This window comes from Pseudoalteromonas phenolica (assembly GCF_005876835.1).
Taxonomy (GTDB): domain Bacteria; phylum Pseudomonadota; class Gammaproteobacteria; order Enterobacterales; family Alteromonadaceae; genus Pseudoalteromonas; species Pseudoalteromonas phenolica_B.
Map to the genome: position 1 here is coordinate 401771 of NZ_PPSW01000007.1, position 25705 is coordinate 427475.

At 38.5% G+C, this 25705-nt stretch carries 24 protein-coding genes; 12 read left to right on the top strand and 12 right to left on the bottom strand.

Annotated features, from left to right (window positions below; genetic code table 11):
• Positions 1-67: 67 nt before the first annotated feature.
• The 3 genes from C1E24_RS05475 (at position 68) to C1E24_RS05485 (ending at position 3230) form a co-directional block, all read left to right on the top strand.
• Positions 68-1273 (top strand): aspartate aminotransferase family protein, encoded by a 1206-nt coding sequence (locus C1E24_RS05475; protein WP_138479467.1) that lies wholly within the window; start codon positions 68-70, stop codon positions 1271-1273.
• Between the two features lie 35 nt (positions 1274-1308).
• Positions 1309-2331: an arginine N-succinyltransferase gene (gene astA / locus C1E24_RS05480; protein ID WP_138479469.1), complete on the top strand. Its 1023-nt coding sequence runs from the start codon at positions 1309-1311 to the stop codon at positions 2329-2331.
• A 95-nt stretch (positions 2332-2426) separates the two neighbouring features.
• Positions 2427-3230 (top strand): DUF1338 domain-containing protein, encoded by an 804-nt coding sequence (locus C1E24_RS05485; protein ID WP_138479471.1) that lies wholly within the window; start codon positions 2427-2429, stop codon positions 3228-3230.
• Here C1E24_RS05485 and C1E24_RS05490 read toward each other — a convergent pair.
• Together C1E24_RS05490 and C1E24_RS05495 are read right to left on the bottom strand one after the other, a co-directional pair.
• Positions 3227-5323 (bottom strand): sensor histidine kinase, encoded by a 2097-nt coding sequence (locus C1E24_RS05490; protein WP_138479473.1) that lies wholly within the window; start codon positions 5321-5323, stop codon positions 3227-3229. The genes C1E24_RS05485 and C1E24_RS05490 overlap by 4 nt on opposite strands.
• Before the next feature lie 74 nt (positions 5324-5397).
• Complete coding sequence (locus C1E24_RS05495; RefSeq protein ID WP_138479475.1) at positions 5398-6345, bottom strand: ribonuclease Z; 948 nt, start codon at positions 6343-6345, stop codon at positions 5398-5400.
• Positions 6346-6506: 161 nt separating this feature from the next.
• On the opposite strand from C1E24_RS05495, the gene C1E24_RS05500 reads away from it, so the two are divergent.
• Together C1E24_RS05500 and C1E24_RS05505 are read left to right on the top strand one after the other, a co-directional pair.
• Complete coding sequence (locus C1E24_RS05500) at positions 6507-8114, top strand: AbgT family transporter (RefSeq protein WP_138479477.1); 1608 nt, start codon at positions 6507-6509, stop codon at positions 8112-8114.
• Positions 8115-8283: 169 nt separating this feature from the next.
• The gene (locus C1E24_RS05505) at positions 8284-8922 is read left to right on the top strand and encodes a glutathione S-transferase family protein (protein ID WP_138479479.1); all 639 of its coding nucleotides are present in this window, start codon (positions 8284-8286) and stop codon (positions 8920-8922) included.
• Positions 8923-8988: 66 nt separating this feature from the next.
• Here C1E24_RS05505 and C1E24_RS05510 read toward each other — a convergent pair whose 3' ends face one another.
• Positions 8989-10284 (bottom strand): DEAD/DEAH box helicase, encoded by a 1296-nt coding sequence (locus C1E24_RS05510; RefSeq protein ID WP_138479481.1) that lies wholly within the window; start codon positions 10282-10284, stop codon positions 8989-8991.
• A gap of 58 nt (positions 10285-10342) precedes the next feature.
• Complete coding sequence (gene dapA, locus C1E24_RS05515; RefSeq protein ID WP_138479483.1) at positions 10343-11257, bottom strand: 4-hydroxy-tetrahydrodipicolinate synthase; 915 nt, start codon at positions 11255-11257, stop codon at positions 10343-10345.
• Between the two features lie 140 nt (positions 11258-11397).
• Here dapA and C1E24_RS05520 point away from each other — a divergent pair, with 140 nt between their 5' ends.
• The gene (locus C1E24_RS05520; protein ID WP_138479485.1) at positions 11398-12051 is read left to right on the top strand and encodes a DUF6058 family natural product biosynthesis protein; all 654 of its coding nucleotides are present in this window, start codon (positions 11398-11400) and stop codon (positions 12049-12051) included.
• A gap of 2 nt (positions 12052-12053) precedes the next feature.
• Here C1E24_RS05520 and C1E24_RS05525 read toward each other — a convergent pair whose 3' ends face one another.
• On the bottom strand, positions 12054-12305 hold the full coding sequence (locus tag C1E24_RS05525) for a hypothetical protein (RefSeq protein ID WP_138479487.1): 252 nt from the start codon (positions 12303-12305) through the stop codon (positions 12054-12056).
• Positions 12306-12485: 180 nt separating this feature from the next.
• On the opposite strand from C1E24_RS05525, the gene C1E24_RS05530 reads away from it, so the two are divergent.
• Both C1E24_RS05530 and ykgO read left to right on the top strand, forming a co-directional pair.
• The gene (locus C1E24_RS05530) at positions 12486-12740 is read left to right on the top strand and encodes a type B 50S ribosomal protein L31 (protein ID WP_138479489.1); all 255 of its coding nucleotides are present in this window, start codon (positions 12486-12488) and stop codon (positions 12738-12740) included.
• Positions 12741-12751: 11 nt separating this feature from the next.
• Positions 12752-12892, top strand: a complete 141-nt coding sequence (gene ykgO / locus C1E24_RS05535; RefSeq protein WP_138479491.1) for a type B 50S ribosomal protein L36 — start codon at positions 12752-12754, stop codon at positions 12890-12892.
• A 26-nt stretch (positions 12893-12918) separates the two neighbouring features.
• On the opposite strand, the gene C1E24_RS05540 is transcribed toward ykgO, so the two are convergent.
• The 4 genes from C1E24_RS05540 to C1E24_RS05555 all read right to left on the bottom strand — a co-directional run bounded on the left by C1E24_RS05540 (position 12919) and on the right by C1E24_RS05555 (position 17478).
• Positions 12919-13311, bottom strand: a complete 393-nt coding sequence (locus tag C1E24_RS05540) for a cytochrome b562 (RefSeq protein WP_138479493.1) — start codon at positions 13309-13311, stop codon at positions 12919-12921.
• Positions 13312-13382: 71 nt separating this feature from the next.
• Positions 13383-14198: an SMR family transporter gene (locus C1E24_RS05545; RefSeq protein ID WP_138479495.1), complete on the bottom strand. Its 816-nt coding sequence runs from the start codon at positions 14196-14198 to the stop codon at positions 13383-13385.
• Entirely contained in the window at positions 14195-15136 is a 942-nt protein-coding gene (locus tag C1E24_RS05550) for a kinase (RefSeq protein WP_138479498.1), read from the bottom strand. The genes C1E24_RS05545 and C1E24_RS05550 overlap by 4 nt, the downstream gene beginning before the upstream one ends.
• Positions 15137-15231: 95 nt before the next feature.
• On the bottom strand, positions 15232-17478 hold the full coding sequence (locus C1E24_RS05555; protein WP_138479500.1) for an acyl-CoA dehydrogenase: 2247 nt from the start codon (positions 17476-17478) through the stop codon (positions 15232-15234).
• Between the two features lie 445 nt (positions 17479-17923).
• Between C1E24_RS05555 and C1E24_RS05560 the strand changes: the two genes are divergently transcribed.
• Positions 17924-18157, top strand: coding sequence for a hypothetical protein (locus C1E24_RS05560; protein ID WP_138479502.1), 234 nt, complete (start codon positions 17924-17926; stop codon positions 18155-18157).
• Between the two features lie 43 nt (positions 18158-18200).
• Here C1E24_RS05560 and dnaJ read toward each other — a convergent pair whose 3' ends face one another.
• Positions 18201-19337, bottom strand: a complete 1137-nt coding sequence (gene dnaJ / locus C1E24_RS05565) for a molecular chaperone DnaJ (protein WP_138479504.1) — start codon at positions 19335-19337, stop codon at positions 18201-18203.
• Positions 19338-19443: 106 nt separating this feature from the next.
• Entirely contained in the window at positions 19444-21372 is a 1929-nt protein-coding gene (gene dnaK / locus C1E24_RS05570; protein WP_138479506.1) for a molecular chaperone DnaK, read from the bottom strand.
• Positions 21373-21608: 236 nt separating this feature from the next.
• On the opposite strand from dnaK, the gene C1E24_RS05575 reads away from it, so the two are divergent.
• Genes C1E24_RS05575 through C1E24_RS05585 form a run of 3 tightly spaced genes read left to right on the top strand, consistent with a single transcriptional unit; the run spans position 21609 to position 25064 of the window.
• A complete protein-coding gene (locus tag C1E24_RS05575) occupies positions 21609-22817 on the top strand; it encodes a paraquat-inducible protein A (protein ID WP_138479649.1) in 1209 nt (402 codons plus the stop codon).
• The gene (gene pqiB, locus C1E24_RS05580) at positions 22810-24468 is read left to right on the top strand and encodes an intermembrane transport protein PqiB (RefSeq protein ID WP_138479508.1); all 1659 of its coding nucleotides are present in this window, start codon (positions 22810-22812) and stop codon (positions 24466-24468) included. The genes C1E24_RS05575 and pqiB overlap by 8 nt, the downstream gene beginning before the upstream one ends.
• On the top strand, positions 24468-25064 hold the full coding sequence (locus C1E24_RS05585; RefSeq protein ID WP_138479510.1) for a PqiC family protein: 597 nt from the start codon (positions 24468-24470) through the stop codon (positions 25062-25064). Before pqiB ends, C1E24_RS05585 begins: the two co-directional genes overlap by 1 nt.
• On the opposite strand, the gene C1E24_RS05590 is transcribed toward C1E24_RS05585, so the two are convergent.
• Positions 25057-25575 carry a GNAT family N-acetyltransferase gene (locus tag C1E24_RS05590; RefSeq protein WP_240721949.1) on the bottom strand — a complete coding sequence of 173 codons (519 nt, stop codon included), beginning with the start codon at positions 25573-25575 and terminating at the stop codon, positions 25057-25059. The two genes, C1E24_RS05585 and C1E24_RS05590, sit on opposite strands and share 8 nt — an antisense overlap.
• Positions 25576-25705 lie beyond the last annotated feature (130 nt).

The following is a 25705-nucleotide window of genomic DNA, read 5'->3' on the forward strand; positions in this document are numbered from 1 at the left end:
ATAATTAAGAAAACTATCAAGCGATAGTAAAGAACAATTATTAAACACATGTTTTAGAGGCAGTATTATGCAAGTAAACCGCGAACTTTTTGACCACGTCATGGTGCCAAACTACAACCCTTCAGAAGTTATTCCTGTTAAAGGTAAAGGATCACGAGTGTGGGATCAAAAAGGTGATGAATACATCGATTTCGCAGGTGGCATCGCAGTAAATTGTTTAGGTCATAGTCACCCGAATCTTGTAAATGCACTAAAAGAACAAGGCGAAAAAATTTGGCATTTGTCAAATGTAATGACCAATGAGCCTGCACTTCGACTTGCTAAAAAAATCACTGATGCAACATTTGCTGATAAAGTTTATTTTGCAAACTCAGGCGCAGAAGCAAACGAAGCTGCACTCAAACTTGCTCGCCGCTTTGCACTTGATAACTATGGTGAGCACAAATCTAAAATTATTGCCTTCAATAAAGGCTTCCACGGTCGTACTTTCTTCACTGTGACAGTAGGTGGTCAAGCAGCATACTCTGATGGCTTTGGCCCTAAACCTGCTGATATCGTGCATTGTGATTACAACGATTTAGAAACATTAAAGTCACTAATGGATGACAATACATGTGCAGTTATGATGGAACCGCTTCAAGGTGAAGGCGGTATTATCGCTCCGACGCAAGAATTTGCTGAAGGTGTAAGAGCATTATGTGATCAGCACAATGCATTGCTAATTTTCGATGAAGTGCAAACTGGCGTAGGACGTACAGGTCATCTTTATGCATACCAGGGTTTAAATGTAACACCTGATATTTTAACAACTGCAAAAGCACTTGGCGGTGGTTTCCCAATTGGTGCAATGATCACGACGACTGATATCGCTAAACACCTTAAAATTGGTACTCACGGTTCAACCTATGGCGGTAACCCGTTAGCATGTGCTGTCGCTGAAGCGGCTTTTGACACAGTAAATACCGAGTCTGTTCTAGCTGGTGTTCAACAAAAGGAAGCGATGTTCCGCGAGCTGCTAGAGGCTATCAACACAAAATACAATGTATTCAGTGAAATCCGCGGTAAAGGCCTACTTTTAGGTGCGGTTCTAAATGCACAGTTTGAAGGTCGTGCTAGAGACTTCTTAGTTGCAAGTATGAAACATGGACTAATGACACTTGTAGCTGGTACTAATGTCGTTCGCTTCACGCCGTCACTTGTCATCGAAGAAGACGATATTAAAGCAGGTCTTGCTCGTTTTGAGCTTGCAGTTGCTGATGTTGTAAACGGCTAAAATAGGATTGGGGCCAATTGGCCCCTCACTTTAATATGCAAATCTTAAGACCAATAAAAAACACTGACTTTGCAGCTTTAAAGCAAATTGCAATAGAGTCTGGTCATGGCTTCACGTCTTTGCCTGTTGATGACAACTTACTGCAAGATAAAATTTCGCGTTCTGAAAATAGTTTCTCAAAACATGTTGAAACACCTTTTGATGAAGGCTATTTGTTTGTATTAGAAGATACAAAGACTAATGAAATTGTTGGCACAACAGCGATTGAAGCAGCGGTTGGAACACAAGTCCCTCTTTACCACTATCACCTGGGTAAAACGGTTCACCATTCAAGTACATTAAACGTGTATAACACGGTTGAAATATTGAGTATGTGTAATGACTACACGGGTTGCTCTGAAATCTGTACTTTGTTTTTACGCGAACAATACCGTAAAGGTCTTGCAGGTCGATTTTTAAGCCGTATTCGTTTTGCTTTTATGGCAGATCAAAGTAGTCGTTTCAGTGATACTGTGATTGCAGAAATGCGCGGAGTAAGTGACGCTCATGGCCATTCTCCTTTTTGGCAATGGCTGCAAGAACACTTCTTTTCGATTGAATTCCCTCAAGCAGACCATTTAGTAGGTTTAGGTGACAAGGTATTTATCAGCGAATTAATGCCTAAGTACCCTATTTACACGAACTTACTAAGTGATGAGGCTCAAGGAGTTATAGGTCATGTGCATGATAAAACCAAGCCTGCACTTAGACTCCTTCAAAAAGAAGGATTTGAGCATAGAGGTTATGTTGATCTGTTCGATGCTGGCCCAACAATCGAGGCAAAGTTAAACAATATCAGAACGGTACAAGAGTCTTATATTGTCCCTGTAAATATTGTCGACTCTGTTAACGGTGAACAAACCTATGCTATTTCAAATCAAAAACTCACTAATTTCAAAGCCGTGTTTACAGATAACGTATTGTTAGACAAACAAGCGCTATCACTCACGATTGCGCGTGAAGAAGCTGAAGCTCTTAGCCTAAAAAATGGCGATACAGTAAGAATTTTTGCGCTATAAAACGCAAACAATTAATTAAAATTGGTATGAGATTATGTGTCGTGCTTAATCGATACATAAACTGAGCGGCTAAGCCGTCAAATTAAGGAACCATTATGCACAACAATGTTGACACACTATTTGATAACCTTTGGTCTAACTATTTAGAAGTTACACCTTCAGCAATTAAAGTTCATGACCTACTAGGCTCTACACAACAGTCTGACGTTATCAATGATCATATTGCTCTTCGTACTTTCAACATAGAAAAAGTAGGTTTAGAAAAGCTAGCGGCACATTTTCTAGCGGTTGGTTACAAAGAATGTGGTGAATACCATTTCGAAGCAAAAAAACTATACGCAAAACACTTCGAGCATACTGATCCAACTAAACCTAAAGTATTTATCTCTGAATTACTTGTTGAAAAGTGTTCTGAGTCTTTACAGAAAATTGTTAAAGAAATGGTCGACCAAATTGATGAAGATGCAGTAACTGCAGACAATTTCTTATACTCAGGTACACATTGGCAAGTAAGTAATGAAATTTACAAAGCTTTACTTGAAGAAAGTGAATATGCTGCATGGATGTCTGCATGGGGCTATCGTGCTAATCACTTCACTGTAAGCATTAATCATTTAGCGAACTTTGAGACTATTGAAGCGGTAAATACATCTTTAAAAGATGCTGGTTTTGAATTGAATGCTTCAGGTGGCGAAATCAAAGGTTCTCCAGAAGTACTGTTAGAGCAATCATCTACATTGGCCGATCACGCAAATGTTGTATTCACTGATGGTGAGTTTGCAATTCCAAGCTGTTTCTATGAGTTTGCACTACGTTACAACAAACCAGATGGTGAAATATATACTGGATTTGTAGCTGCATCTGCTGACAAAATCTTCGAAAGCACAAACGCTCGTTAATTCGTTGAGTTTAGTGGGAACTTAATGATAAATTGAGTTCCCTTTCCAACAATACTCGAACAATTAATCGTCCCGTTTAATTGCTGAGAAATAATGTTATAGACCAAGTGCATACCTAAACCACTTCCACCATTTTCTCTATTCGTAGTAAAAAACGGATCAAAAATACACTCTAGCACATCACTAGGCATACCTTTTCCATTGTCTGAAATCAAAATACTGACTTCATTGCCTGATTGAGACAGTAAAACATTAACTTCACCAGACTCATGTTTCCCAAATGCATGAACTAGCGCGTTTTCTATAATATTTGTAATAACTTGCGCTATCGCACCTGGGCTACAAAGCACTTCTATTTCAACCGGGTTAGGTTCAAGGTGAACCTTATGCGACGAGTTTTTAATCCTTGGCTTTAAAGTACGGATCACATCTTCTAAATAGGCATTCAGCTCTATCTTGCGTAGCAATTCAGAAGATTGGTCTACAGAGACTTGTTTAAAGCTGGCAACCAATTCAGCAGTTCTATGTAAATTACTTTTAAGAATAAAACAGCCTTCTTTGAAATCAGAAATAACTTTAATCAATTGGTGTTTTGTTAACTGACATGATTGCAACTTCTCTTCGAGATGTACCACTTCATCTTCAACAAATGAAGCGGCTGTGATGGCAACGCCAACGGGAGTATTAATTTCATGGGCTATCCCAGCAACTAATCGTCCGAGTGACGCATGCTTTTCTTGTTCAATCAATTTTTTCTGTATCGTTTGCAATTCAGAAAGCGCCTTTAACGCTTCTTCAGTTTTGTAATTAAGCTCATCTGTACGCGTTTTGACTTTAAGCTCTAGGTCTATGTTGAGCTTATCTAACTCACTCTGTGTCTTAGTAAGCGCAGTATTAGCTTGATTAATTTCTGCTATATGTGTGTTGACTTGCTGATAGACAAAATTTAGCTCAGTAATTATTGGCGTGAATTCGTTTTGCTCGTCATAAACAATGTTTTGAACGGTTACTTTTTCGTTATCAGTATGCTTTATAGAGCCTTTAATCTGACTAAGCACTAAATCAAAAGGCTTGAAAAGATGCTTCATGATAAAAATAATCAAGACAATGAAAGTGATACCTATAATTGCACCTCCCAATAAAGTGACTTGAGATACCGCTCTCACTTCTTTATCAATGTCTTTATGTGGGCTGAAAAAGCCCAATATAAAACCGCTTTTTGTCTCTAGAAAATACAAGTCATACAGCTTACCGTTTATTGGTAAGCTTTTAAAAGTATTGAACTTAGTATTTGATGAGCTACTATACAGTGGCTTAACCCATGCTTCATCGGGTGTCGTTTGCATCACCAACTCTGATTTTAAAGGAAAGCTGATAATTCTATTTGATGCTTTATGGATTAACAGTGGTGAAGAGTTATCAGTAATCTTCACTGTTTCTAAAAATGCAGTAAGTGCAGCCAATGACCAATCTACTGTTGCCATACCAATCATATCGCCATTGGTTAAAATAATAGGCGCGTCGACTGTCATCATCGGAGCCAAGCTACCTGCTTCGTCAACATAAGGATGAGTCCAGACAACTGGAAGCGCATTTTCTGCAGCTTGTTTTCCTAACTGATACCAATCTTGACTATGGTAATCATATTGCTCACCACTTAACTCCCAGCTAAATACTATTTGGTTATTATCTCGATATACATAAGGTCCGAAATATTGTGTATCTTTGAACATTTGCATAGGTTCAAACCAAACACCACCACCTAAGGCAAGTTCAAAAAATGAAAAGTGCTGTTCTAAAATGGTACTAAACTTCTGCTTTAATTCTGCTTTTTCAAATTGCGACTTATTGTGCTCAAGATAAAGAGAGAGGCCGTGTTGTGCTAGGTTGTAGGCGCTTTGTTCCATCAATGAGATTGTGTGGTCTATTTTATTAGCGCTAGATTTAAAGGTTTGTATGATTTCTTGTTCTTTTACATTAGATAGCGCTCTGCTGTAGTAAACGTTACTAAAAAGTACAATTGACGAATAGGCCAATATTTCAAAAATTACCACAAACAGTAAAATACGTGTTTTGATATTTAAAGTAGGCATATTCACTAAACGAGATTGTATCTGTTTTAAGCATATATCAAAGTGAAAGATGCGCTATTAATATAGCCAAATTATTATTTCTCTAAATGCAATTTTATTTTCTCTATTGAAAAAGTAAAAAAATCTTCTGCAAGAATTAAATTATCACAATAGTATTGCTTAGCTTCACGCCTTAAACTTTCAAGTCCATGCTCTCCATGATATCGGACACTAAAATGAGTTAGAATTAGCGTTGGGATTTGCTGAAGCTGCGCAAATTCTGCAACTCTTTTCGCATCTGAATGGCCTGTATGAAAACCCACCTTGTGAAGGTCACTATGTGTAAAAGTTGACTCATGCACTAACACATCAATATCAGAACACCAATCTGCGACAAGAGCCGGTCTTTCATTATCTCCGCAAACAATGACTCGACGCGTTTGCCAGCTTTGAAATGTGTAATCTTTACTTAAAAGTAGCTCTGAACCCACTACAACATCGTCTCCTTTTTGCAATTTATTGTAATGTGGGCCACTTTCAATGCCTTCTCTTGTCAACTTTTCAATTTTAAGTTTTTTTGGGATCAGTTTTTCAGAAACCTTAAAACCAAAGCTGGAAACTCTGTGCTTTAAGGGGATGACTTCAATATCACAAAAATTGAAATCAGATGAACCTGCCATTTCACTAATATCATGCGTAATTAAATCAAAGGAGAGTCTGGTATCCGACATCTGAAAAGTTGCGTGCAACCATTCAATAACTTCTTTGGGAGCGATTAGGTGAACAGCAGATTTTTTGCCATTCATCGCCATAGACGACAATAATCCGGGCAAACCATAGCAATGATCACCGTGTACATGGCTAATACAGATCACATCTAAATGAAAAAAAGAGAGAGAAGACTTTAAGAGTTGATGCTGTGTTGCCTCGCCACAATCAACCATAACCCATGATTTTGTTTTATCAAATGAAATAGCTGTGGACGATGTGTTTCTAGTTTGACTAGGTACACCTGATGAAGTGCCGAGAAAGTGAATATGCATATTAAAGACGGTAAACGTTTAGTTGAGCCTATATTGCCAAATTGTCAGGTTTTCGTCATGGTGTTTGTCCTGTTTTTACTGTGAATTAACGGTAAAAAAATGATTTCAAATTAAAAAAGTGATAGGTTATGCGGCAATTTTAGTATTGAGTATTTTTCATTATGTCGAACGCAGTTGAGACAAAGCCTGAAAATCAACAATCAACAGAACAAAAACCACAGGGTTTGTTTAATCGCTTTTTAGCAACTGTTGAATTTTTAGGTAATTTGTTACCCCACCCTATCACGCTATTTGCTATGTTTTGTATTGCCATTGTTATTTTCAGTGGTATAGCAGATTGGTTTGGCTTAAGTGCCATTGACCCTCGCCCTGAAGGTGCTAAAGGACGTGATCCTGATGGGGTCATCGAAGTTGTCAGTCTGTTAAGTGCTGAAGGTCTTCAGCGCATCGTTACAGGGCTTGTAACTAACTTTACAGGCTTCGCACCGTTAGGCACTGTGTTGGTTGCACTTCTGGGTGTAAGTGTTGCAGAACACTCAGGTATGCTTTCTGCTGCAATGCGCGGTATGGTGATGGGTGCTTCAAAGCGCCTAGTTACTTTCATGGTTGTTTTCGCCGCAATCTTGTCAAATACAGCATCTGAATTAGGCTATGTTGTTTTAATTCCGCTTGCTGCAATGATTTTCCATAGCCTGGGTCGTCACCCGCTTGCGGGTTTAGCTGCGGCATTTGCCGGTGTTTCAGGTGGCTATAGTGCAAACCTTCTACTTGGTACAATCGATCCCTTACTTGCCGGTATTACAACACCTGCTGCACAGATGATTGACCCAACTTATGAAGTCGGCCCTGAGGCGAACTGGTACTTCATGATGATTTCAGTTTTTCTAATTGCCACTGTTGGTACATTGGTTACAGAGAAGATTGTTGAACCGCGTCTTGGCAAATACAACCCTGACGAAGCAAGCATCGACTTAAGTGAAAACAATATTGAAAAATTAAGTGCGAAAGAAAAGTCTGGTTTGAAGTGGGCTGGTGTATCACTTCTTATAGTGTCTGCGCTTCTTGCATTAACCATCGTGCCTGAAAATGGTATTCTACGTCACCCTGAAACTGGTGAAGTAGCAGGTTCTCCATTCCTAAAAGGTATCGTAGTATTCATCTTTGTTACCTTTGCAATCCCTGGCTTCGTATATGGCCGTGTTGTTGGTACCATGAAGAATGACCGTGACGTCATTGACGCAATGAGTAAGTCAATGGGCTCTATGGGTATGTACATTGTACTTGTATTCTTTGCGGCTCAGTTCGTTGCTTTCTTTAAATGGACGAACCTTGGTACTATTTTAGCAATTAATGGCGCAGCACTTCTTCAAGCGCTTAATTTAACTGGCCCTGAAGTATTTGTACTGTTTATTTTTATGTGTGCATTAGTAAACTTAAGCTTAGGCTCATCTTCTGCTCAGTGGGCTGTGACGGCTCCTATCTTCGTACCAATGTTAATGTTAATTGGTTATGCGCCAGAAACTATCCAAGCCGCTTACCGTATTGGTGACTCAGTAACTAACTTGATCACGCCTATGATGAGTTACTTTGGTCTGATACTCGCAGTTGCGACTAAGTACAAAAAAGATATGGGTATCGGTACGCTAGTAGCGACCATGCTTCCGTACAGTATGTTCTTCTTTGTTGGTTGGGTTGCACTATTCTACATCTGGGTATTTGGCTTTGGCTTACCTGTAGGCCCTAACTCGCCGATTTACTATACGCCCTAGTCGTTAGCTAAATCAAAATTTTATACTACTAAACGGCAACTCAGGTTGCCGTTTTTGTTTGTAATGTGAAGCATTTTCTTGATTAAACTGATTATCTCACCTAGGTTTTTCAAGTACCATTTACTGAAAGGACACTGCTATCGAAAAACTCTAACTATTTAGGTGAAGTATGTATACTCTGTTTTACTACCCTTGTAATGCCAGTCTTGCCCCTCATTTTGTATTAACAGCAATTAATGCGCCATATCAACTAGAGCTTGTAGACAGAAAAAAACTGGCTCAAAAGTCAGCCCAATATTTATCAATCAACCCGACAGGACGGATCCCAACTTTGGTTGATGATGAATTTGTTCTATTTGAAAGCGCAGCAATTTGCTTATACCTTGCAGAAAAACACCCCGAAGCATCTCTTATTCCTGCAGATATAAAACAAAAGGCTATTTTCAATCAGTGGTTGATGTATTTAACTAGTACACTTCAAACTGAACTGATGACTTACTTTTATCCAGAAAGACACACACAAAACGCATTAATTTACGATGACATTGTTAGAACACAACAAACAAGATTAAAAGATGTATTACAGATCATTGATAAACAACTCAACGACAATACCTATTTAGTTGGTGAATCAATTACAGTCTGTGATTACGTTTTATTTATGCTATGTATTTGGGCCGACGAAATTCAAAATCCCCCATTGAGCTTTAATAATCTAAATAGATATTTAAAAACCATGGCAAGAGATGATGCAATACAGCAAGCATGTAAAATTGAAGAGATAAGCCTCTCGGCATATGCTATTTGATCATTGAAGAGAAAACTAAAAAAGGTTGCACTTGGCAACCTTTTGAATATTTTACTTAAAAAGAATTTATTTACTCAACTTTAAAGACTTACCTTTAATCTGCTTTCTTACATTCGCGATACGCGCTCTGTTTTTCGCTCTCGCTTCACCACTTGCCTGATTACTAGGGCGGTTAGTTTTTGGCTTTCTACGTTGATGTGAAGGTTTTTTAGTTAAGTTTTTAATCAGACTTTCACGGCTACTTACTTCATAACCAGGTAAATAATAGCGCTTAATTTGCTGCCCAATTAATTCTTCAATATGTAGTAATACTTGCTCTTCTTCACGTGCAACGAATGAAATTGCTTGGCCCTGCTGACCCGCACGACCTGTTCTACCAATACGGTGAACGTAATCTTCTGCAAGATAAGGAAGATCATAGTTAACCACGCGAGGCAGACCTTCAATATCAATTCCGCGCGCAGCAACTTCAGTGGCAACTAATACGCGAACCTTGCCTTCTTTAAACTCACGTAAAGCACGACGTCTAGCACCTTGCTTTTTATCGCCATGACACACAGTGGCAGGAATACCATCAAGGTTTAGCTCTTTAACAATATCGTCAGCAACATCTTTCATGTTCACAAATACAAGAACTTGTTGCCAATTCTTTTTACCAATCAACTCAGAAAGCAGCTCTTGCTTTCTACCTTGTTCAACGGGATAAACAATATGCCTTACCGTTTCTGCTGTCGTGTTTTCAGGTGTGACTTGCACAAACTTAGGGTGCTTTAAAACTTGACGTGCAAACTGTTTCATTGCCGTTGGGAAAGTTGCCGAGAAGAATAATTGTTGTTTATCTTCATGACATAGCTCTATTACTTTTTGGATGTCAGTAATAAAGCCCATATCGAGTAGTCTGTCTGCTTCATCTAACACTAAATGCTTTACCTGAGACAGATTTACACTCCCCAGACGTAAGTGATCAAGAAGCCTGCCTGGTGTTGCAACCAAAATATCACAGCCAGCGTTCAATTGTTCTTCTTGACCAGCAGTATTCACACCACCAAATAAAGCAACCACATTAAGGTCAGTATATTTTGCAAATTGCTTGCAGTTATTTGCAATTTGTTCTGCTAACTCACGAGTTGGCGCTATGATCAAAGCTCTAGGGTGTTGTTCAGCATGTTCAAAAATATTCTGTATGATTGGCAAACTAAAAGCGGCTGTTTTACCTGTACCAGTTTGAGCTGTAGCAAGTACATCATCCCCTTTTCTTACAACAGGGATAGCAGCTTGCTGAATTGGTGTAAGGGTGTGAAATTCTAATTCGTCTAGTGCTTGCAGAATAAGCGGAGAAAAACTAAAAGATTTGAAATTCATAACAAAAACCTGCGGCCAATCATTAAAAGGCCGCAGATTATACGTCAATTAGTGAGTTCTAACAAAGAATAATTGACTCAGAGTCTAGTAAACTTGGTGAATTACCAACATAACTACCCGTTGCTAGTTCAGAAATTAACTGTAAGCCTTGTTGTTGTTGAGATGTACTTAATGGTACGTAAGGCAATCTGAAGATAGGCTTTACTGCACCTGTCATCATAAGCGCCGTGTTTATTGCGATCGGGTTAGGTTCACAGAATAACCAAGAGATTAGTGGTTGCAATGACTGGTTCAGATCGTCATTTCGTTCATTCATCAAACTTCTAAACTGCTTAGGCACAATATTAGAAGTAACTGAAATGACACCATGTGCACCATGTAAATGTCTTGCATCGTGTGCTTCATCGTCATTACCTGACCAGCATGCAATACCTTGTTGTTCATAGTGAGCAATACGCTCATTACCCGCACACTCTTTAACACCAATAAAATTGTCATGCTTCGAAAGAGGCTCAATGATATCTGGTGTTAAGTCCTGCCCCGTTCTTCCAGGTACGTTGTAAATAAACGCTGGGCCAATCTCGAGCACTTTTTCGAAGTGTTTAACAACACCTTCAACTGAAGTGCGACCATAGTAAGGGTTTATCTGTAATGCAGCATCCATTCCCGTTGCAAAACCATATTCTGTTGCTTTAACAGCTTCACGGGTATTATTACTGCCCGTATTACCGATCACTAAAATTTGTTGGTTGTACTTACTTACAGTGTGCGCAATTAACATTAGGTGCTCTTCCCAATTCATTAATTGGCCTTCACCAGTTGTACCACCTACGATAATACCGTCGACACCCGCTTCAATTTGTTGCTCGACTAATTTGTCGTAGGCAAGTAAATCGATTTCGCCAGATTCTAAGTAAGGAGTTTTTATCGCGGTGATCAAGCTTGCTTGTTGTAGTTTTTCGTTAATCTGCATGTTTACAAGTTTTCTTATTCCAAGTGCCAATATTCTTACATAAAACAGTAGCAGTTCCGAGCTTTCTTTAGACTGAATGACTTGTAAATTGGTTGTATTACTGATTAAATACAAACACTGTATATTAAACCAGTATCACTATGAGCTTACTTAATCATTTCAATGAGAATTTTTATCAAAGTATAGAAATATGCCAGTCTGCGAGAGTCAATGAAGATATCTTATTTGAGTGGCAAGAGTCAGGTTTGTTTCCAGCGAGTAGTTTCGTTATAGAAAATAAACTTCAAGTCAATTCTTACTTAGGGATCACAGAGCATACAGAGCAGATTGAATATTACCCGAGAGGATACCTAGCTTGGGCTCAAATACTTATTAAGCATAATATAGAGTCTTCAAGCCAAGCATTCATGTACTTTGGGAATCTGTATCAGCAAGCTTTGACTCAATTAGTACATGGCTTGCCTGAAGCACTTATCGGATCATTTACAGAAGATCTTGAAGAATCGATACAAACAAGTTGGCAATATTTCTTAGTAGGAAAATACGGCGCAATCTGTTTAACAGGAAAGATAGAAGAAATCGTTGCTATTGATCTATTTAAGTATGTTATTTCATTTTTAACTGAAGATTTTAGCTTAGACATACTCGATGAGGAGAGACGAAAAATCCTTCATGTTGCACTCAGACAACTTAATAACTCAGTTGCTCTAGACAATCCACTATTACCAAAACAGCTTATTCGACAGCGTTATATTGAGCGGTTAATAAAGCAATATGATTTATCGGTAAGATGAGCTCACGACTCTAAGTGAGCTCTCATAATTTCAAATGCCTTTAATACTTTTAATTTATCTTCGCAAAGACCGTCGTACCAAGCATCAAAGCTTTCATCATCTTGTTCAGCTAACACAACATATTCTGCAAGTAACTCAATGATGTCACTATGAGAACAACTCAACTGATCAAGCTGTTTGTTAATGCCACTGTGATCTTTATTTTTGAGCGAATCAATCACGGTGTTATCCAAGTTATTATTTAGCTCTTCCATTGTTGCTTCCCTTTAAAACTTACACCTTATTTATAACAGGCCTACAACGAATAGCTAGAGACAAGGTGTTTGTTTGCGCAACAAACCATCAAAATCGACAAATTTACCTAAAACCCATTTGCAAATAGTTTTCATTTAGAATAACATGCGAGATATTATAACAAAACAAAAGAGCATTTTATGAAACCTAATATTCACCCTGATTACGAACAAGTGGCATTTCACGATACTTCTATCGATAAATACTTCATTGTTGGTTCGACAATCAAATCTGATAGAACAGTCGAAATTGATGGCGTAACTTACCCATATGTACCGATTGATGTTTCAAGTGAATCACATCCTTTCTATACAGGTAAGCAAAAAATTACAGCCTCTGATGGTCGTGTTGCTCAATTCAATCGTCGCTTCAAAAATCTTGCAAGCAAAAAATAAAAGGAAAACTTATGAAAGTACTCAGCTCTTTAAAGAGTGCAAAAAATCGTCCAGGCTGCCAAGTTGTTAAACGTCGTGGTCGAGTGTTCGTAATTTGTAAAACAAACCCTCGCTTCAAAGCCGTTCAAGGTATGAAGAAAAAGAAAAAATAAAAAAGCGGCATTTATGCCGCTTTTCTCTATCCAAATAATAGCTCCCAAACACTTGGTGGCTCGTGTAGCTCATGATATTTCTCTCGAAGTACATCAACTTTCTTTAATTTCGACTTAGCTTTAGCAATTTCACCCTTTTCTATAAAGCGCTTTGATTCTTGTAATACTGTGATGACCTTATCTAATCCTTCGATTGATTGTTCTTTTAAATCAGCTTTGAAATTAGCCTTTTTACTTTTTTGAATCAAAATAATCATTTCATCTATTTGACTGATTATTTCTTTATCGTCAGTTGAACGAACTGCCTTTTTATAAGCATGGCCTATGTTTTTCATTGTTACAGATAAATCGCTTGTCTGTGCAGAAGAACTAAAACTGAACATACTGACTGACAAAAGCAATAGAACTAAATACTTCATATAAACTCCGAATAATCGAGTGGACATTATAAGTTTTCTAGAAAAATAAAAAAGCGGTATGTAAAGCCCCTTTACATGAATAAATAAGTTGCAGACAAAACTAAGCAAACACCCGTTATTTGCTTGCGAGACAGAGTTTCTTGATAAAATACGCGACCGATAATCACAGCGAGTACAATACCAATTCCGCGTTTAATGGCCTCTACAACACCAGGGTTTAGATATTCAAGCGCAGCAAATTGAAGAAATACAGCACCAAAAAAAACCATTACAGCAATAAGCCACCACTTAAAGTTTTTAAGTAAAGTCCACCATTGATAATCAATTCGTAAACTAATAGACAAAACAGCAATAATTATGGATGTCAGAAACATGCCATGGAACGAGCTTGAGCCAAAGGTTAACGCTTGTTTATCGAAAACAATACAGGTGCCCCATGCAATTGCAGTTATTAATGCATACAAGCTTGATTTGTCACGTGTATTAATTGATGTGCCAGCAAGGAGCATGGTTGCAAGCACAACTAACACAATGCCTAACCACTCGAATTGAGAGAGTAGTTCGTCAAAGAAAAAGAATGAGAACACAGCTGAGATAAACGGTGTACAAGCAGTAATCGATAATACAATTGCAAGTTTGCCTTTTGATATAGCTAACATAAAACAAACACTGCCTATTGCAGCGAGAACACCACTTATCGTTGCAGGAAAATAATAAGAGTTGCTCGGCAATTGAAACCCTTGAAATCCCCACAATAAGAAGAACAAAGGCAGAACACTGACACTCATTGCAAGGGACAAGAACTTTGGATTAACATGCTGGGCTAGCTCTTTTCTTGCAATATCAAATAAAGACCAGCAAAGCGCACTTAGAAAAGAAAAAATCATATCTTGTTTAGAACTTCTGAAAACTTATTTTGCATGAATGGCGTTATTTTTTTATGTTCAGGTTTCCAGCCATTTAAAAAACGATAGAAATCAGACCATACTATTGGCCATAGAGTACGCCATTCACGCTCTAAAAGTTCATACTCTTTTTTGCTCATGGTATTAGAGAGTGCTTTGTTTAGGCTTTGAAAGTATAAATTGAGAATAGATATTTCATACTTTTCACACGCTTCACCATTAAACACACTGGTCATAAATAACATGACATCTTGTAACCCAATACCAGAGCCGACATATTGGAAATCATAGCCAAGTACATTGTAATTTTTATCAAATGCATAGTTTGCTAACTTAGAATCGCCATGTATTAACGTCTTATAGCTAGCCTTATAAAGTGAGTCTGCCAAATAAATTGCCTGATATTTTAAATCAATGAATGCCATCTTTTCAAACTCATCAGGTCTTGTTTCAAGATGCCAATATCCGCCTAATGGAAATGGTTCTGATTTGATAAGGGTAAGCCCTTGAGCGTGAAACTGGGCTAACCAATTAACAACTGCATAGATATGTTCAAGTTTATGATCATCTATATTTTGAAAACTCTTTGATTTAAAATCTTCTAAAATCAAAACATTTAAAGCCCCTATTCTCTTGGCAAAGTAACAATAGGGTCTTACTTTCTCAAAAGCTGTATGACATGTCGGGTCGTTGTAAAAATTGATTTCGTTCAGATAAGACTTATCTTTTCTCTTTTTGGCAAAATCAGTTTGTGAAATGACTTGGTGATTTATGTTTTCAGGAATTTCACTGAGTTTAACTATCACTGGCTGTGAATTAAAGAAACCTGATTGAATTTGTCCACAACCACTCCAAAGTGAAATAGATAAATCTGTGAGCTTAAGCTCAGGTATGTACCTTTCTAAATGACGTGTACGCAAAGCAATAACTTTTAAAATACTATTAAACTTAGTTTATTGTACGCGCCTAAAATAAAAACGCCCAGCTAATTGCTGGGCGTTGTACTCCACGATTGTTAACTGGCCTGCTGAATCTCAGCATTCAACGGACAATCATCAATAAGGTTTAAGTCGAAATCAAACTCATCAACTCGAATCGCTTTTTCACGTTTCTTGTTGTAATCAATTAACTTGGCATATTGCTCGCTAGTAATGACATTTGCGGCTAAAGCATTATCTAATGTGTCAGCAAAACGCACACCTGGTTTTACTTGTTTCGAACGAAGTGATTTTTTAAGCACTTTAAGTAAATCAAGACAAGCCATTTTCGCCTTATATGCCTGCTCATTAATGTCGTGACCATCACCAGCAGTTGGTTTAACTAACTTAGTGATTTGTGACTTAAACGCTGTGTCTTGTTGTGCGGCTGCCGCTAGCTCACGAATTAAATTATCATCAATCTTTGCCATTCTGTGGCTAAATTGTAATGTTGCCACACGTAAGAACTTACGAGCAAAACTTGCAGGGAAGTTATCTAAGAATTTATGCAATGCGTTTTCAGCATTTTGTAATGCCCAGCGCGTTGCATAATGGAAATAAGGGGCAGCTTGTGCACGCTCTGACTCAGATACTTTCTGCTCATAGTACTTAATTGAAGCCATAGCTGCGTAAAGGTAACTCATTACGTCACCAAGACGCGCAGACAACATTTCAGCTTGTTTTAACTTTCCGCCTAGTACCAATAATGAGAAATCAGCAAACAGAGCTAAACGAGATGATAATTGCATAACCGCTTTTTCATATGGCTTAACTTCAGACAATGAACTCTGACTGCCGGCCATAAATGGCATTAAACCTAAGCCGAATGCACGTAAGCCATTCGAAATACCGTAACCCACAGTTTGACGGAATTTCTTATTAAATTTCTTATCGGCATCAGCTTCTTCGCTATGAATAGCTTCAACCATTTCTTGAAGATGCGGGTGACAACGCATAACACCCTGGCCAAAGATCATAAGGTTGCGAGTTAGAATGTTTGCGCCTTCAACAGTGATTGCGATTGGTTGAGCAACATATCCGCTTGCTAGTGTATTCTGAGGACCGTTTTGTATAGCTTTACCAGCAAGAATATCCATTGCAGAGTCAAGCACATCACGACCAATTTCAGTCATATGATATTTTGCGATTGCAGTAACAACTGATGGTTTCAGGCCCATGCCTAAACCTTCCGTGGTTAACACACGCATAGACTCTTGAAGGTAGGTTTTACCCGCAATGTCAGCAAGCTTTTCTTGAATACCTTCAAATTGACCGATTGATAAACCAAACTGCTCACGAACAGCGGCATATTCTGAAGCTGACTTAAGTGCTACCTGGCTTGTTGAAACACCTAAAGCTGGTAGCGAGATACCACGACCGGCGCCAAGACAACTAACAAGCATCTGCCAACCACGACCAATGTTTTTCTGTCCACCAATGATGTATTCCATTGGAATGAACACTTTGTTACCGCGTGTTGTACCATTGTAAAAACGGATACCCATAGGGTCGTGACGATTACCAAGCTCGACACCTGGGTGTGATTTTGGAATTAATGCACACGTAATACCAAGCTCTTCTTTACCACCTAATAGACCTTCAGGATCAAATACTTTGAATGCAAGACCTAGTACTGTCGCAATAGGGGCTAAAGTGATGTAACGCTTGTCCCAAGTGATCTCTAAACCCAGAACTTCCTCACCATTATGCGTACCCTTAGTGACGATACCTTGATCTGGTATACCACCGGCATCAGAACCTGCTTCAGGGCTGGTAAGTGCAAAACACGGGATGTCAGTACCATTCGCTAAACGTGGTAAGTAATGAGCACGCTGCTCTTCAGTACCATAATGCATTAATAACTCGCCCGGGCCTAATGAATTAGGCACCATAACAGTTACAGCTACAGCTGAAGATTTAGTCGCGATTGTACCTACGATGGTTGAATTAGCATAAGGGCTAAACTCACGGCCACCGTAAGATTTTGGAATGATCAAAGAGAAGAAGCGTTCTTTCTTTAAGAAATCTAAAATATGTTCAGGTAGATGCTTACTGTTCTGAATAACAGAATCATCAATCATAGCCATTAACTCTTTCACTGGACCATCAATGAAAGCTTGCTCTTCTGCCGAAAGTGTCGCCTCAGGTACTGCACGAAGTGCACTAAAGTCAGGCTTACCTTGGTAGATTGAACCTTCTAACCAAACATCACCTGCGTCTAGCGCTTCTTGTTCTGTAATTGAGATACTTGGTAATACTTTTCTAAATTGTGTTCTTAAACTCATAACTAACTCATCAGACCAGTTGAATATACCTACATTACGGCACAAAAAACGCGTTAGATCAATTACTCTATGCAATAATTTAACAAGAAAATTACTATGCCTTTGCATATGGTAGTTTAAGTCATTGAAATAGTTAAGCTTACACGTGTAAGCCTAACTTAGAAAATTTTTGAATATAAATATTTGAACTTACAAATTTTGGTTATTAAAACAACAAAAAAATTAAACCAAATAGGAGATAGAAACTTTATCTTAAATTTTAGTCTATAAAATCAGTCACTCCTCATTTTAAGAGCTAAAACATATAATTTTAGGTACTTATCTATTGACGTTAGATTTTCAAAAAAAGCTAGAATTGATTTCCAACATAACATGACTGTTTACTTGAACAATGGCGTTTTAGTATTAGACTAAAGTCTAATACTTATGAAAAAAGAGGTGTCAAATGTGGCTTAAATCAAAGCTTAAATTACTCACCCTTTTCATAGGCATGCTGACGGTTACTTCTGCTTTTAGTTTCATGAATGACGAGTATGTCACATGGCGAGATGCAATGGCCTGTGAGGCTAAATGCCAATTGTTTGGTTGTAAATCAGGAAATTTATTTGGTCAAAAGGATGGTCAATCACAAGCATGTAGATGTGAGGGTGAACAAGACTATCTATTAATTTTAGATTAGAAAAGAAAAACGGCGCTACGCGCCGTTTTTGGTTCAACAAATTTTACTTTGTTAAGTCATCGAAGAACTTCTTAACACCATCAAAGAAGCCTTGTGCTTTCGGTCTGTTTTTACCGTTGTCTGCACCCATACTCTCTTCTAACTCTTTTAACAGCTCTTTTTGTCTGTCATTTAAGTTTACTGGTGTTTCAATTACTACTTTACAAATTAGGTCTCCAACTGAGCCGCTGCGTACAGATTTTACACCTTTGCCACGCATGCGGAACATCTTACCTGTTTGGCTTTCAGCTGGAATTTTAAGGTTAGCCCGGCCATCTAAAGTTGGTACTTCAATTTCGCCACCAATAGCTGCTGTAGTGAAACTAATAGGAACTTCACAATACAAGTTATTGCCATCACGTGTGAAAATCGGATGTTCGCGCACAGAAACCTGGACATATAAGTCACCAGATGGCGCGCCATGCATGCCTGCTTCACCTTCACCGGTAAGGCGAATACGGTCTCCAGTATCAACGCCAGCTGGAATTTTTACTGATAACGTCTTCGTCTTTTCAACACGCCCTTGGCCATGACAGCTATTACAAGGATCTGAAATAACAGAGCCCGTACCTTGACACGTTGGACATGTTTGCTGAACAGCAAAGAAGCCTTGGCGCATTTGCACTTGACCCGCACCATGACAAGTAGGACAAGTCTTAGGTTTAGAGCCCGCTTTAGCACCACTTCCGTCACATGGTTCACAACTTACCCAAGTTGGCACCTTGATTTCAACTTCTTTACCACGAACAGCCTCTTCAAGGCTAAGTTCCATATTGTAACGAAGGTCTGAACCACGTTGTTGACGTGATTGACGACGACCGCCGCCACCAAAAATATCACCGAATACGTCACCGAAAATATCACCAAAGTCACCATGGCCTCCGCCAAAGCCACCATGGCCGCCACCACCATTTTGATCAAACGCTGCGTGGCCGTATTGGTCATACATCTGACGTTTTTGACTGTCTGTGAGTACTTCGTACGCTTCTTTTACTTCTTTAAACTTGGCTTCTAAATCCGCATCACCCTCAGTTCTATCTGGGTGATACTTCATTGCTAAGCGTTTATAAGCTTTTTTTATGTCACGTTCACTGGCGTCTTTTGCAACACCTAACACTTCATAATAATCACGTTTAGACATAGTTTTGTTACTCAGTTAAGGGTAGTTTTAACTACCAGAACATTTATTATTACAGATTTTGAATAGACTAAGGGCGCATTTTAAATGCGCCCTTGAAGTTCAACAATTACTTGTTGTCTTTTACTTCTTCAAACTCTGCATCAACTACGTCGTCATCTTGTTTAGCTGAACCTTGCGGCTGTGCACCCGCGTCAGCGCCTTGTGCTTGTTGCGCCTGTGCATTTGCTTGAGCAATCTCCATAAGCTTCTGAGATTTCTCTGCTAGCGCTTGAACTTTAGCATCGATTTCTTCTTTGCTTTCGCCTTTAATTGCAGTTTCTAGTTCAGAAAGTGCGGCTTCGATTGCAGTTTTGTCTTCTGCTGGTAATGCGTCACCTGCTTCTTCGATTTGCTTACGAGTACCGTGAACCATTGCATCAGCTTGGTTACGTGAAGCAACAAGTTCTTCGAACTTCTTATCTTCTTCAGCATTCGCTTCAGCATCACGAACCATTTGCTCAATCTCATCGTCGTTTAGACCAGATGAAGCTTGGATAGTGATCTTTTGCTCTTTACCAGTGTCTTTATCTTTCGCTGATACATGTAAGATACCATCAGCATCAACGTCAAAAGTAACTTCAATCTGTGGAACACCACGCTGCGCAGGACGAATACCTTCAAGGTTGAATTGACCAAGAGACTTGTTGTCACTTGAACGCTTACGCTCACCCTGTAACACATGAATTGTTACTGCAGATTGGTTGTCTTCTGCAGTTGAGAACGTTTGCGACTTCTTAGTAGGAATAGTCGTGTTCTTCTCAATTAGTGCAGTCATTACCTGACCCATAGTCTCAATACCAAGTGATAAAGGACAAACGTCTAGTAGTAATACATCTTTTACGTCACCCGCTAATACACCACCTTGAACTGCAGCACCTACAGCAACCGCTTCATCAGGGTTTACGTCTTTACGAGGCTCTTTACCGAAGAATTCAGTTACTGTCTTCTGAACTAATGGCATACGTGTTTGACCACCAACAAGGATGATGTCGTTTACGTCGCTAACAGAAAGATCTGCATCAGCAAGTGCACGCTTTAATGGCTCAATTGATTGAGTTACTAAATCTTCTACTAAAGACTCAAGCTTAGCGCGAGTTAGTTTTACGTTCATGTGCTTAGGACCAGTCGCGTTTGCTGTCACATAAGGTAAGTTAACTTCAGTTTGCTGTGCACTTGAAAGTTCAATCTTCGCTTTTTCTGCAGCTTCTTTAACACGCTGCATTGCAAGCGGGTCATTCTTAAGGTCAATACCTTGATCTTTTTGGAATTCAGCTACTAGGTAGTTAATAACACGGTTATCGAAGTCTTCACCACCTAAGTGCGTGTCACCATTTGTAGCAAGTACTTCAAACGTGTGCTCGCCATCTACTTCATCGATTTCAATGATTGAGATATCGAATGTACCACCACCAAGGTCATAAACAGCAACAACATTGTCGCCTTGTTTTTTGTCCATACCGTATGCAAGTGCTGCAGCAGTTGGCTCATTGATGATACGCTTAACTTCAAGACCCGCGATACGGCCAGCATCTTTTGTCGCTTGACGCTGAGAATCGTTGAAATAAGCTGGTACTGTGATTACAGCTTCAGTTACTTCTTCACCTAAGAAGTCTTCCGCTGTCTTTTTCATTTTCTTAAGCACTTCAGCTGAAATCTGAGGTGCAGCACGTTTTTCACCACGTACTTCTACCCATGCATCACCATTGTCTGCTTTAGTAATAGTGAAAGGCATGATGCCAATGTCACGTTGTACTTCTTCGTCTTCAAAGCGACGACCAATTAAACGCTTGATTGCAAATAGTGTGTTTTTAGGGTTTGTAACCGCTTGGCGTTTAGCTGGCTGACCTACTAATGTTTCACCTTCTTCAGTGAAAGCAATGATTGACGGGGTTGTACGATCACCCTCAGCATTTTCAATAACGCGTGCGCTATCACCATCTAGTACTGCAACACAAGAGTTAGTAGTACCTAAATCGATTCCAATAATTTTACCCATGAATCTTCTCCGACTTCAAAATTCGTTGTTCGTTTCGATGACTAGTAAATAGGGGCAGTGTTTTTGAATTCAAGCGTAAAAATAAAAAAAAATGCATTTTTTTGAAATTATTTTTCTTTTGCCTGTTTTGTAGGCACTTTTTCTTCTTTAAATACCAAATAACGCAATTACCTTGCTTTGTTTATTGCTGTAAATCAAACTCAGTAGATACTTAAATAGAATAAAACTTGCTATATATGATCCTCGCCTGCAAACATTGTGACTCATTAGTTCGTGTGTCTTCACTTGGAGAACATCAGCGTGCAATTTGTCCTTGTTGTAAAAATGAGATAGTCAGTTATCAAGCTAATCAACAACAATGGTTGATTGCATTCAGCCTTACCAGTTTATTATTCCTGTTTTCTAGTCTTTATCCCTCTTTTGTAAGCTTCAGCCAACATGGACTAGTTCAAGATATAAGTTTATGGCAGGCCTTTAGTTTGCTCGCAGATAAATATAGTGTCGTTCTTTCTGGTATTTTCGTGTTCAGTACATTTTTAATCCCACTGTTTGTATGCTTACTTGTACTATTAACTAATAGCCATTATTGGCAAGACCTTAATCCTCATAATGCACGATACCTAGCACGTTTACTCAATAAGACAAAAACGCTTAATCTCGCCGATATATTCCTAGTAGCCGTTTTAGTCAGTGTTTTTAAATTAATGTCACTCGCTGATATTGGGTTTGGTCTTGGCTTTTGGGCTTATATTTTATTTGTAGTGTGTTTTATAGAGACGTTGTCTCTTATAAATGAAACTGAATTATGGGAGAGGCAGCAGATGCTGTTTCAACCCGCACTGCTTCATGATGGTAAAAGCGCGAGAGCACAAGCGCTCAAACAATGTTTAACTTGCTCTCAGCTTACCAGAGAAACCCATTGCCCGCGGTGTTATACTAAAACTTATTTCAGAAAGCCAAACTCAGCGCAAAGAGCAATTGTTTGGATGTTAACTGCAACGGTCTTTTTAATCCCAGCAAACCTGCTGCCCATTATGAATACCGTTAACCTAGGCAATGAAACACCGGCTACCATTTTCTCTGGCGTAGTTGTTATGTGGCAATCAGGCTCCTACCCAGTCGCTATACTAATATTCTTAGCCAGTGTTTGTATTCCGATTATTAAAGCTGTGGCATTGTTCTACTTAATAATACAATCGAGAAAGTGTACCGACCCGAAACGAGCAAGCACAATTTATCGTTGGTTGGAAATAATGGGTAAATGGTCAATGATTGATGTTTTCGTCGTGATTATTTTGGTTTCTTTGGTACAACTTGGTACTGTGCTCAGTGTTGAACCACAGATTGGTATCGTATTTTTTACTATCATGGTGTTATGTCAGATCGTTGCCGTGAATAGTTTTGACCCTCGGATCTTATGGGACAAGTTTCACAATCATGAATGAACATGCTTATATTGAGTCAAAACCAAAATTTACTGTGATTTGGATTATTCCAATCATCGCACTGCTGATAACAGCTTGGATGTTATTTAAATACCAAGCAGATCAAGGTCATACAATTTATGTGAAAATGACTACTGCAGATGGGATCACAGCAGGTAAAACAGAAGTTAAAGTAAGAAATGTTAAGGTCGGTTTAGTCAAAGGACTTGAATTGGATCTATCTCAAAATGGTGTGTTAGCTAAAGTACAAATCGACAATCAATATGGTGACTTACTGACTGAAGATGCCAAATTCTGGGTTGTTAAACCACGCATAGACCAATCAGGCATATCAGGTATGAACACCTTACTCTCAGGGGCTTATTTAGAGTTAGAGCCAGGACAAAGCCAGAGCCTGTCATATTTATTCACTCTACAAGATGAACCTGCTTTAATAAGTAATGATATAGAAGGTAAGAGATTCAAATTAACCGCGAGCTCAGCAGAAGTTCTTGATGTTGGAACTTCTATCTATTTTAGAGGCTACCGAATAGGTCAGATTGAATCCGGTCGATTTGATGTTGATACCTTGTCTATGCATTACGGCATCTTTGTCTTTTCTCCATATGATAAACTGATCACTAACAACACTATTTTCTGGGTTAGTTCAGGCGTTGATTTCAGCCTCAATACATCCGGCGTACAATTTTCAACTGGAAGTTTATCAAAGTTAATCAAAGGCGGTATATCTGTTGATTACCCTCCAGAACAAAAGCCTAATGATATTGCAGTCGCGAATAAAACTTATGCTTTGCATAAAAACTATTCTCAAGCACTAGAAAAACGCTTTGATGATTTCGACTTTTATATTGTCGAATTTGAACAGTCAATTCGTGGTCTGAATGCAGGTGCACCTGTGGAATACAGGGGAATGAGGATTGGCACTGTTGAACAAGCACCGGCCCAAATAGAGAAAGATGGAGAACCCATATACTTTGAGCAAGACAATACACAAGTGCCGGTTCTGATAAAAATTGAATATGGCAGAATTTATAAAAATGAGCAGTTAGCAAAACAATATTGGCAACAAAATATAGACAAATGGATTAATTCTGGATTAAGAGCATCACTAAAAAGTGGCAATTTGTTAACCGGTGCGGTATATATAGATTTTGATTTTTATAATAATGCTAATGAGATGAGTTATGTCACTAAAACTGACATATACCCTGTTCTTCCAAGCATATCGAGTGGTTTTACTGCTTTATCGGAACAAATGACAGCCTTAGTTAACAAATTAAATAAGCTGCCATTCGAACAAACCACCAACACATTAAACAATACATTAGTGGCATACCAATCTCTTGCCGAAGAATTAAAGGTAATGATCCACGAACTAAATAACAACGAGACTGCAGATAAAGTGGCTAAAAATTTAACACAATTAGAGACAACACTTACTCAACTAACTAGTAGCTTGAAACAATTTGAATCCACATTATCTAGCTACCAACAAGAGTCTGGAGTTGTTGATCAGTTAACAAATACATTACAAGAGCTAGAAAATTTATCAAATACACTTAAACCTCTTTCCAAGGGGTTAAATGAGCAACCAACTATGCTGATATTTGATAAAAACATTCCAAATGACCCAATTCCAGAGAAGCGATAATGCGTAATTTAACTATTCTATTGGTACTACTGACGTTAACAGCTTGCTCGTCAGGCCCGAACATTCAGTTAAAATATTATGACTTTGCGTATCAGCTAGAAGATGGATTAACGAGTTCTGATCTGACGAAAGCTAAATATCTACATATCAATCAAGTAAAGATCCAAGGCGTTGCAGATCAACAGCCTCTTATACAGATACTAAGAGACAACTCAGTCAATATTGCCAACTATCACTTTTGGTCTCAGCATCCAAAATATACTTTGACCGACTCCTTGACACGTGGCTTAGTCAAGAAAACGTCAGCTTACACTGTAATTCCTGCCGGAAAAACAACGCCTCAAGATGGTGAGTTTATGCTCCAAGTGAAAGTAACGAAACTTGCTGGCCACTATGAGTTTGGTTCATTGATTGAAGGCCAGTGGTTTATTTATCAGTCTAATGCTGATGGAAAGAAATTATTAAATTCTGAGTTATTCTCAATTTCAACCCCACTAGAAAATTCAGGATTTGATGCGCTCATCAAAGCACATCAATTTAGCTGGGAAAAGCTTACTGATAAAATATCTGAAATCATTCTATCGAAATCTATTTAAGTGTAAGTTGATACAGATTACTCACACCCTGTTCTTCGTTTAAAATAACTTGTGTTTCAAAGTTGAACTTACATTTTTTTAGTAAGTTTGTGCTTGCCCTGTTTTCAGGATCAGTGAGTGCACAGAGATATTTAAGTCCTAGCGTATTGAGCGAGTAATCAATGACACATCTTGCCGCTTCGAGCGCATAACCAAAGCCAGTAAACTGATCTAAAAACGCATAACCAATATCTGGGTAATGTAATGCTGGTCTTTTGTATAAGCCACATACACCAATTTGCCTGAAATCTTTATCGTTGCTTTTAAGACACACAATATAAGGTGAAAAAGTATCTAACTTATAAGGTGTTAAAAAAGCGGTTTCAATGTAATGTTCTGCATCTTTATGAGTTTTAATGCTTTTATCAGCTATATTCTTTTTAAAACTATCTTGATTCAATAATTTAAAAATAAAACCGGCATCATTTAAAGTTGCCTCTCTTAGCAATAATCTTTCTGTATTCAATTTCACGATAAAACCCTATTCCTTTACTCTTGGATATGCCAAATCAAAACTGTATACAATCTACAGCAAATACTATTAGTTAAACAACTAATTATCTAATGTAGATAGTATTTCTTAAAACTACCGGTTATTAAAA

Bases quoted from the DNA above. Each gene is read 5' to 3' on its own strand.
- C1E24_RS05475 (WP_138479467.1), top strand. From the start codon at position 68: ATGCAAGTAAACCGCGAACTTTTTGACCACGTCATGGTGCCAAACTAC.
- astA (WP_138479469.1), top strand. From the start codon at position 1,309: ATGCAAATCTTAAGACCAATAAAAAACACTGACTTTGCAGCTTTAAAG.
- C1E24_RS05485 (WP_138479471.1), top strand. From the start codon at position 2,427: ATGCACAACAATGTTGACACACTATTTGATAACCTTTGGTCTAACTAT.
- C1E24_RS05490 (WP_138479473.1), bottom strand. From the start codon at position 5,323: ATGCCTACTTTAAATATCAAAACACGTATTTTACTGTTTGTGGTAATT.
- C1E24_RS05495 (WP_138479475.1), bottom strand. From the start codon at position 6,345: ATGCATATTCACTTTCTCGGCACTTCATCAGGTGTACCTAGTCAAACT.
- C1E24_RS05500 (WP_138479477.1), top strand. From the start codon at position 6,507: ATGTCGAACGCAGTTGAGACAAAGCCTGAAAATCAACAATCAACAGAA.
- C1E24_RS05505 (WP_138479479.1), top strand. From the start codon at position 8,284: ATGTATACTCTGTTTTACTACCCTTGTAATGCCAGTCTTGCCCCTCAT.
- C1E24_RS05510 (WP_138479481.1), bottom strand. From the start codon at position 10,284: ATGAATTTCAAATCTTTTAGTTTTTCTCCGCTTATTCTGCAAGCACTA.
- dapA (WP_138479483.1), bottom strand. From the start codon at position 11,257: ATGCAGATTAACGAAAAACTACAACAAGCAAGCTTGATCACCGCGATA.
- C1E24_RS05520 (WP_138479485.1), top strand. From the start codon at position 11,398: ATGAGCTTACTTAATCATTTCAATGAGAATTTTTATCAAAGTATAGAA.
- C1E24_RS05525 (WP_138479487.1), bottom strand. From the start codon at position 12,305: ATGGAAGAGCTAAATAATAACTTGGATAACACCGTGATTGATTCGCTC.
- C1E24_RS05530 (WP_138479489.1), top strand. From the start codon at position 12,486: ATGAAACCTAATATTCACCCTGATTACGAACAAGTGGCATTTCACGAT.
- ykgO (WP_138479491.1), top strand. From the start codon at position 12,752: ATGAAAGTACTCAGCTCTTTAAAGAGTGCAAAAAATCGTCCAGGCTGC.
- C1E24_RS05540 (WP_138479493.1), bottom strand. From the start codon at position 13,311: ATGAAGTATTTAGTTCTATTGCTTTTGTCAGTCAGTATGTTCAGTTTT.
- C1E24_RS05545 (WP_138479495.1), bottom strand. From the start codon at position 14,198: ATGATTTTTTCTTTTCTAAGTGCGCTTTGCTGGTCTTTATTTGATATT.
- C1E24_RS05555 (WP_138479500.1), bottom strand. From the start codon at position 17,478: ATGAGTTTAAGAACACAATTTAGAAAAGTATTACCAAGTATCTCAATT.
- C1E24_RS05560 (WP_138479502.1), top strand. From the start codon at position 17,924: ATGTGGCTTAAATCAAAGCTTAAATTACTCACCCTTTTCATAGGCATG.
- dnaJ (WP_138479504.1), bottom strand. From the start codon at position 19,337: ATGTCTAAACGTGATTATTATGAAGTGTTAGGTGTTGCAAAAGACGCC.
- dnaK (WP_138479506.1), bottom strand. From the start codon at position 21,372: ATGGGTAAAATTATTGGAATCGATTTAGGTACTACTAACTCTTGTGTT.
- C1E24_RS05575 (WP_138479649.1), top strand. From the start codon at position 21,609: ATGATCCTCGCCTGCAAACATTGTGACTCATTAGTTCGTGTGTCTTCA.
- pqiB (WP_138479508.1), top strand. From the start codon at position 22,810: ATGAATGAACATGCTTATATTGAGTCAAAACCAAAATTTACTGTGATT.
- C1E24_RS05585 (WP_138479510.1), top strand. From the start codon at position 24,468: ATGCGTAATTTAACTATTCTATTGGTACTACTGACGTTAACAGCTTGC.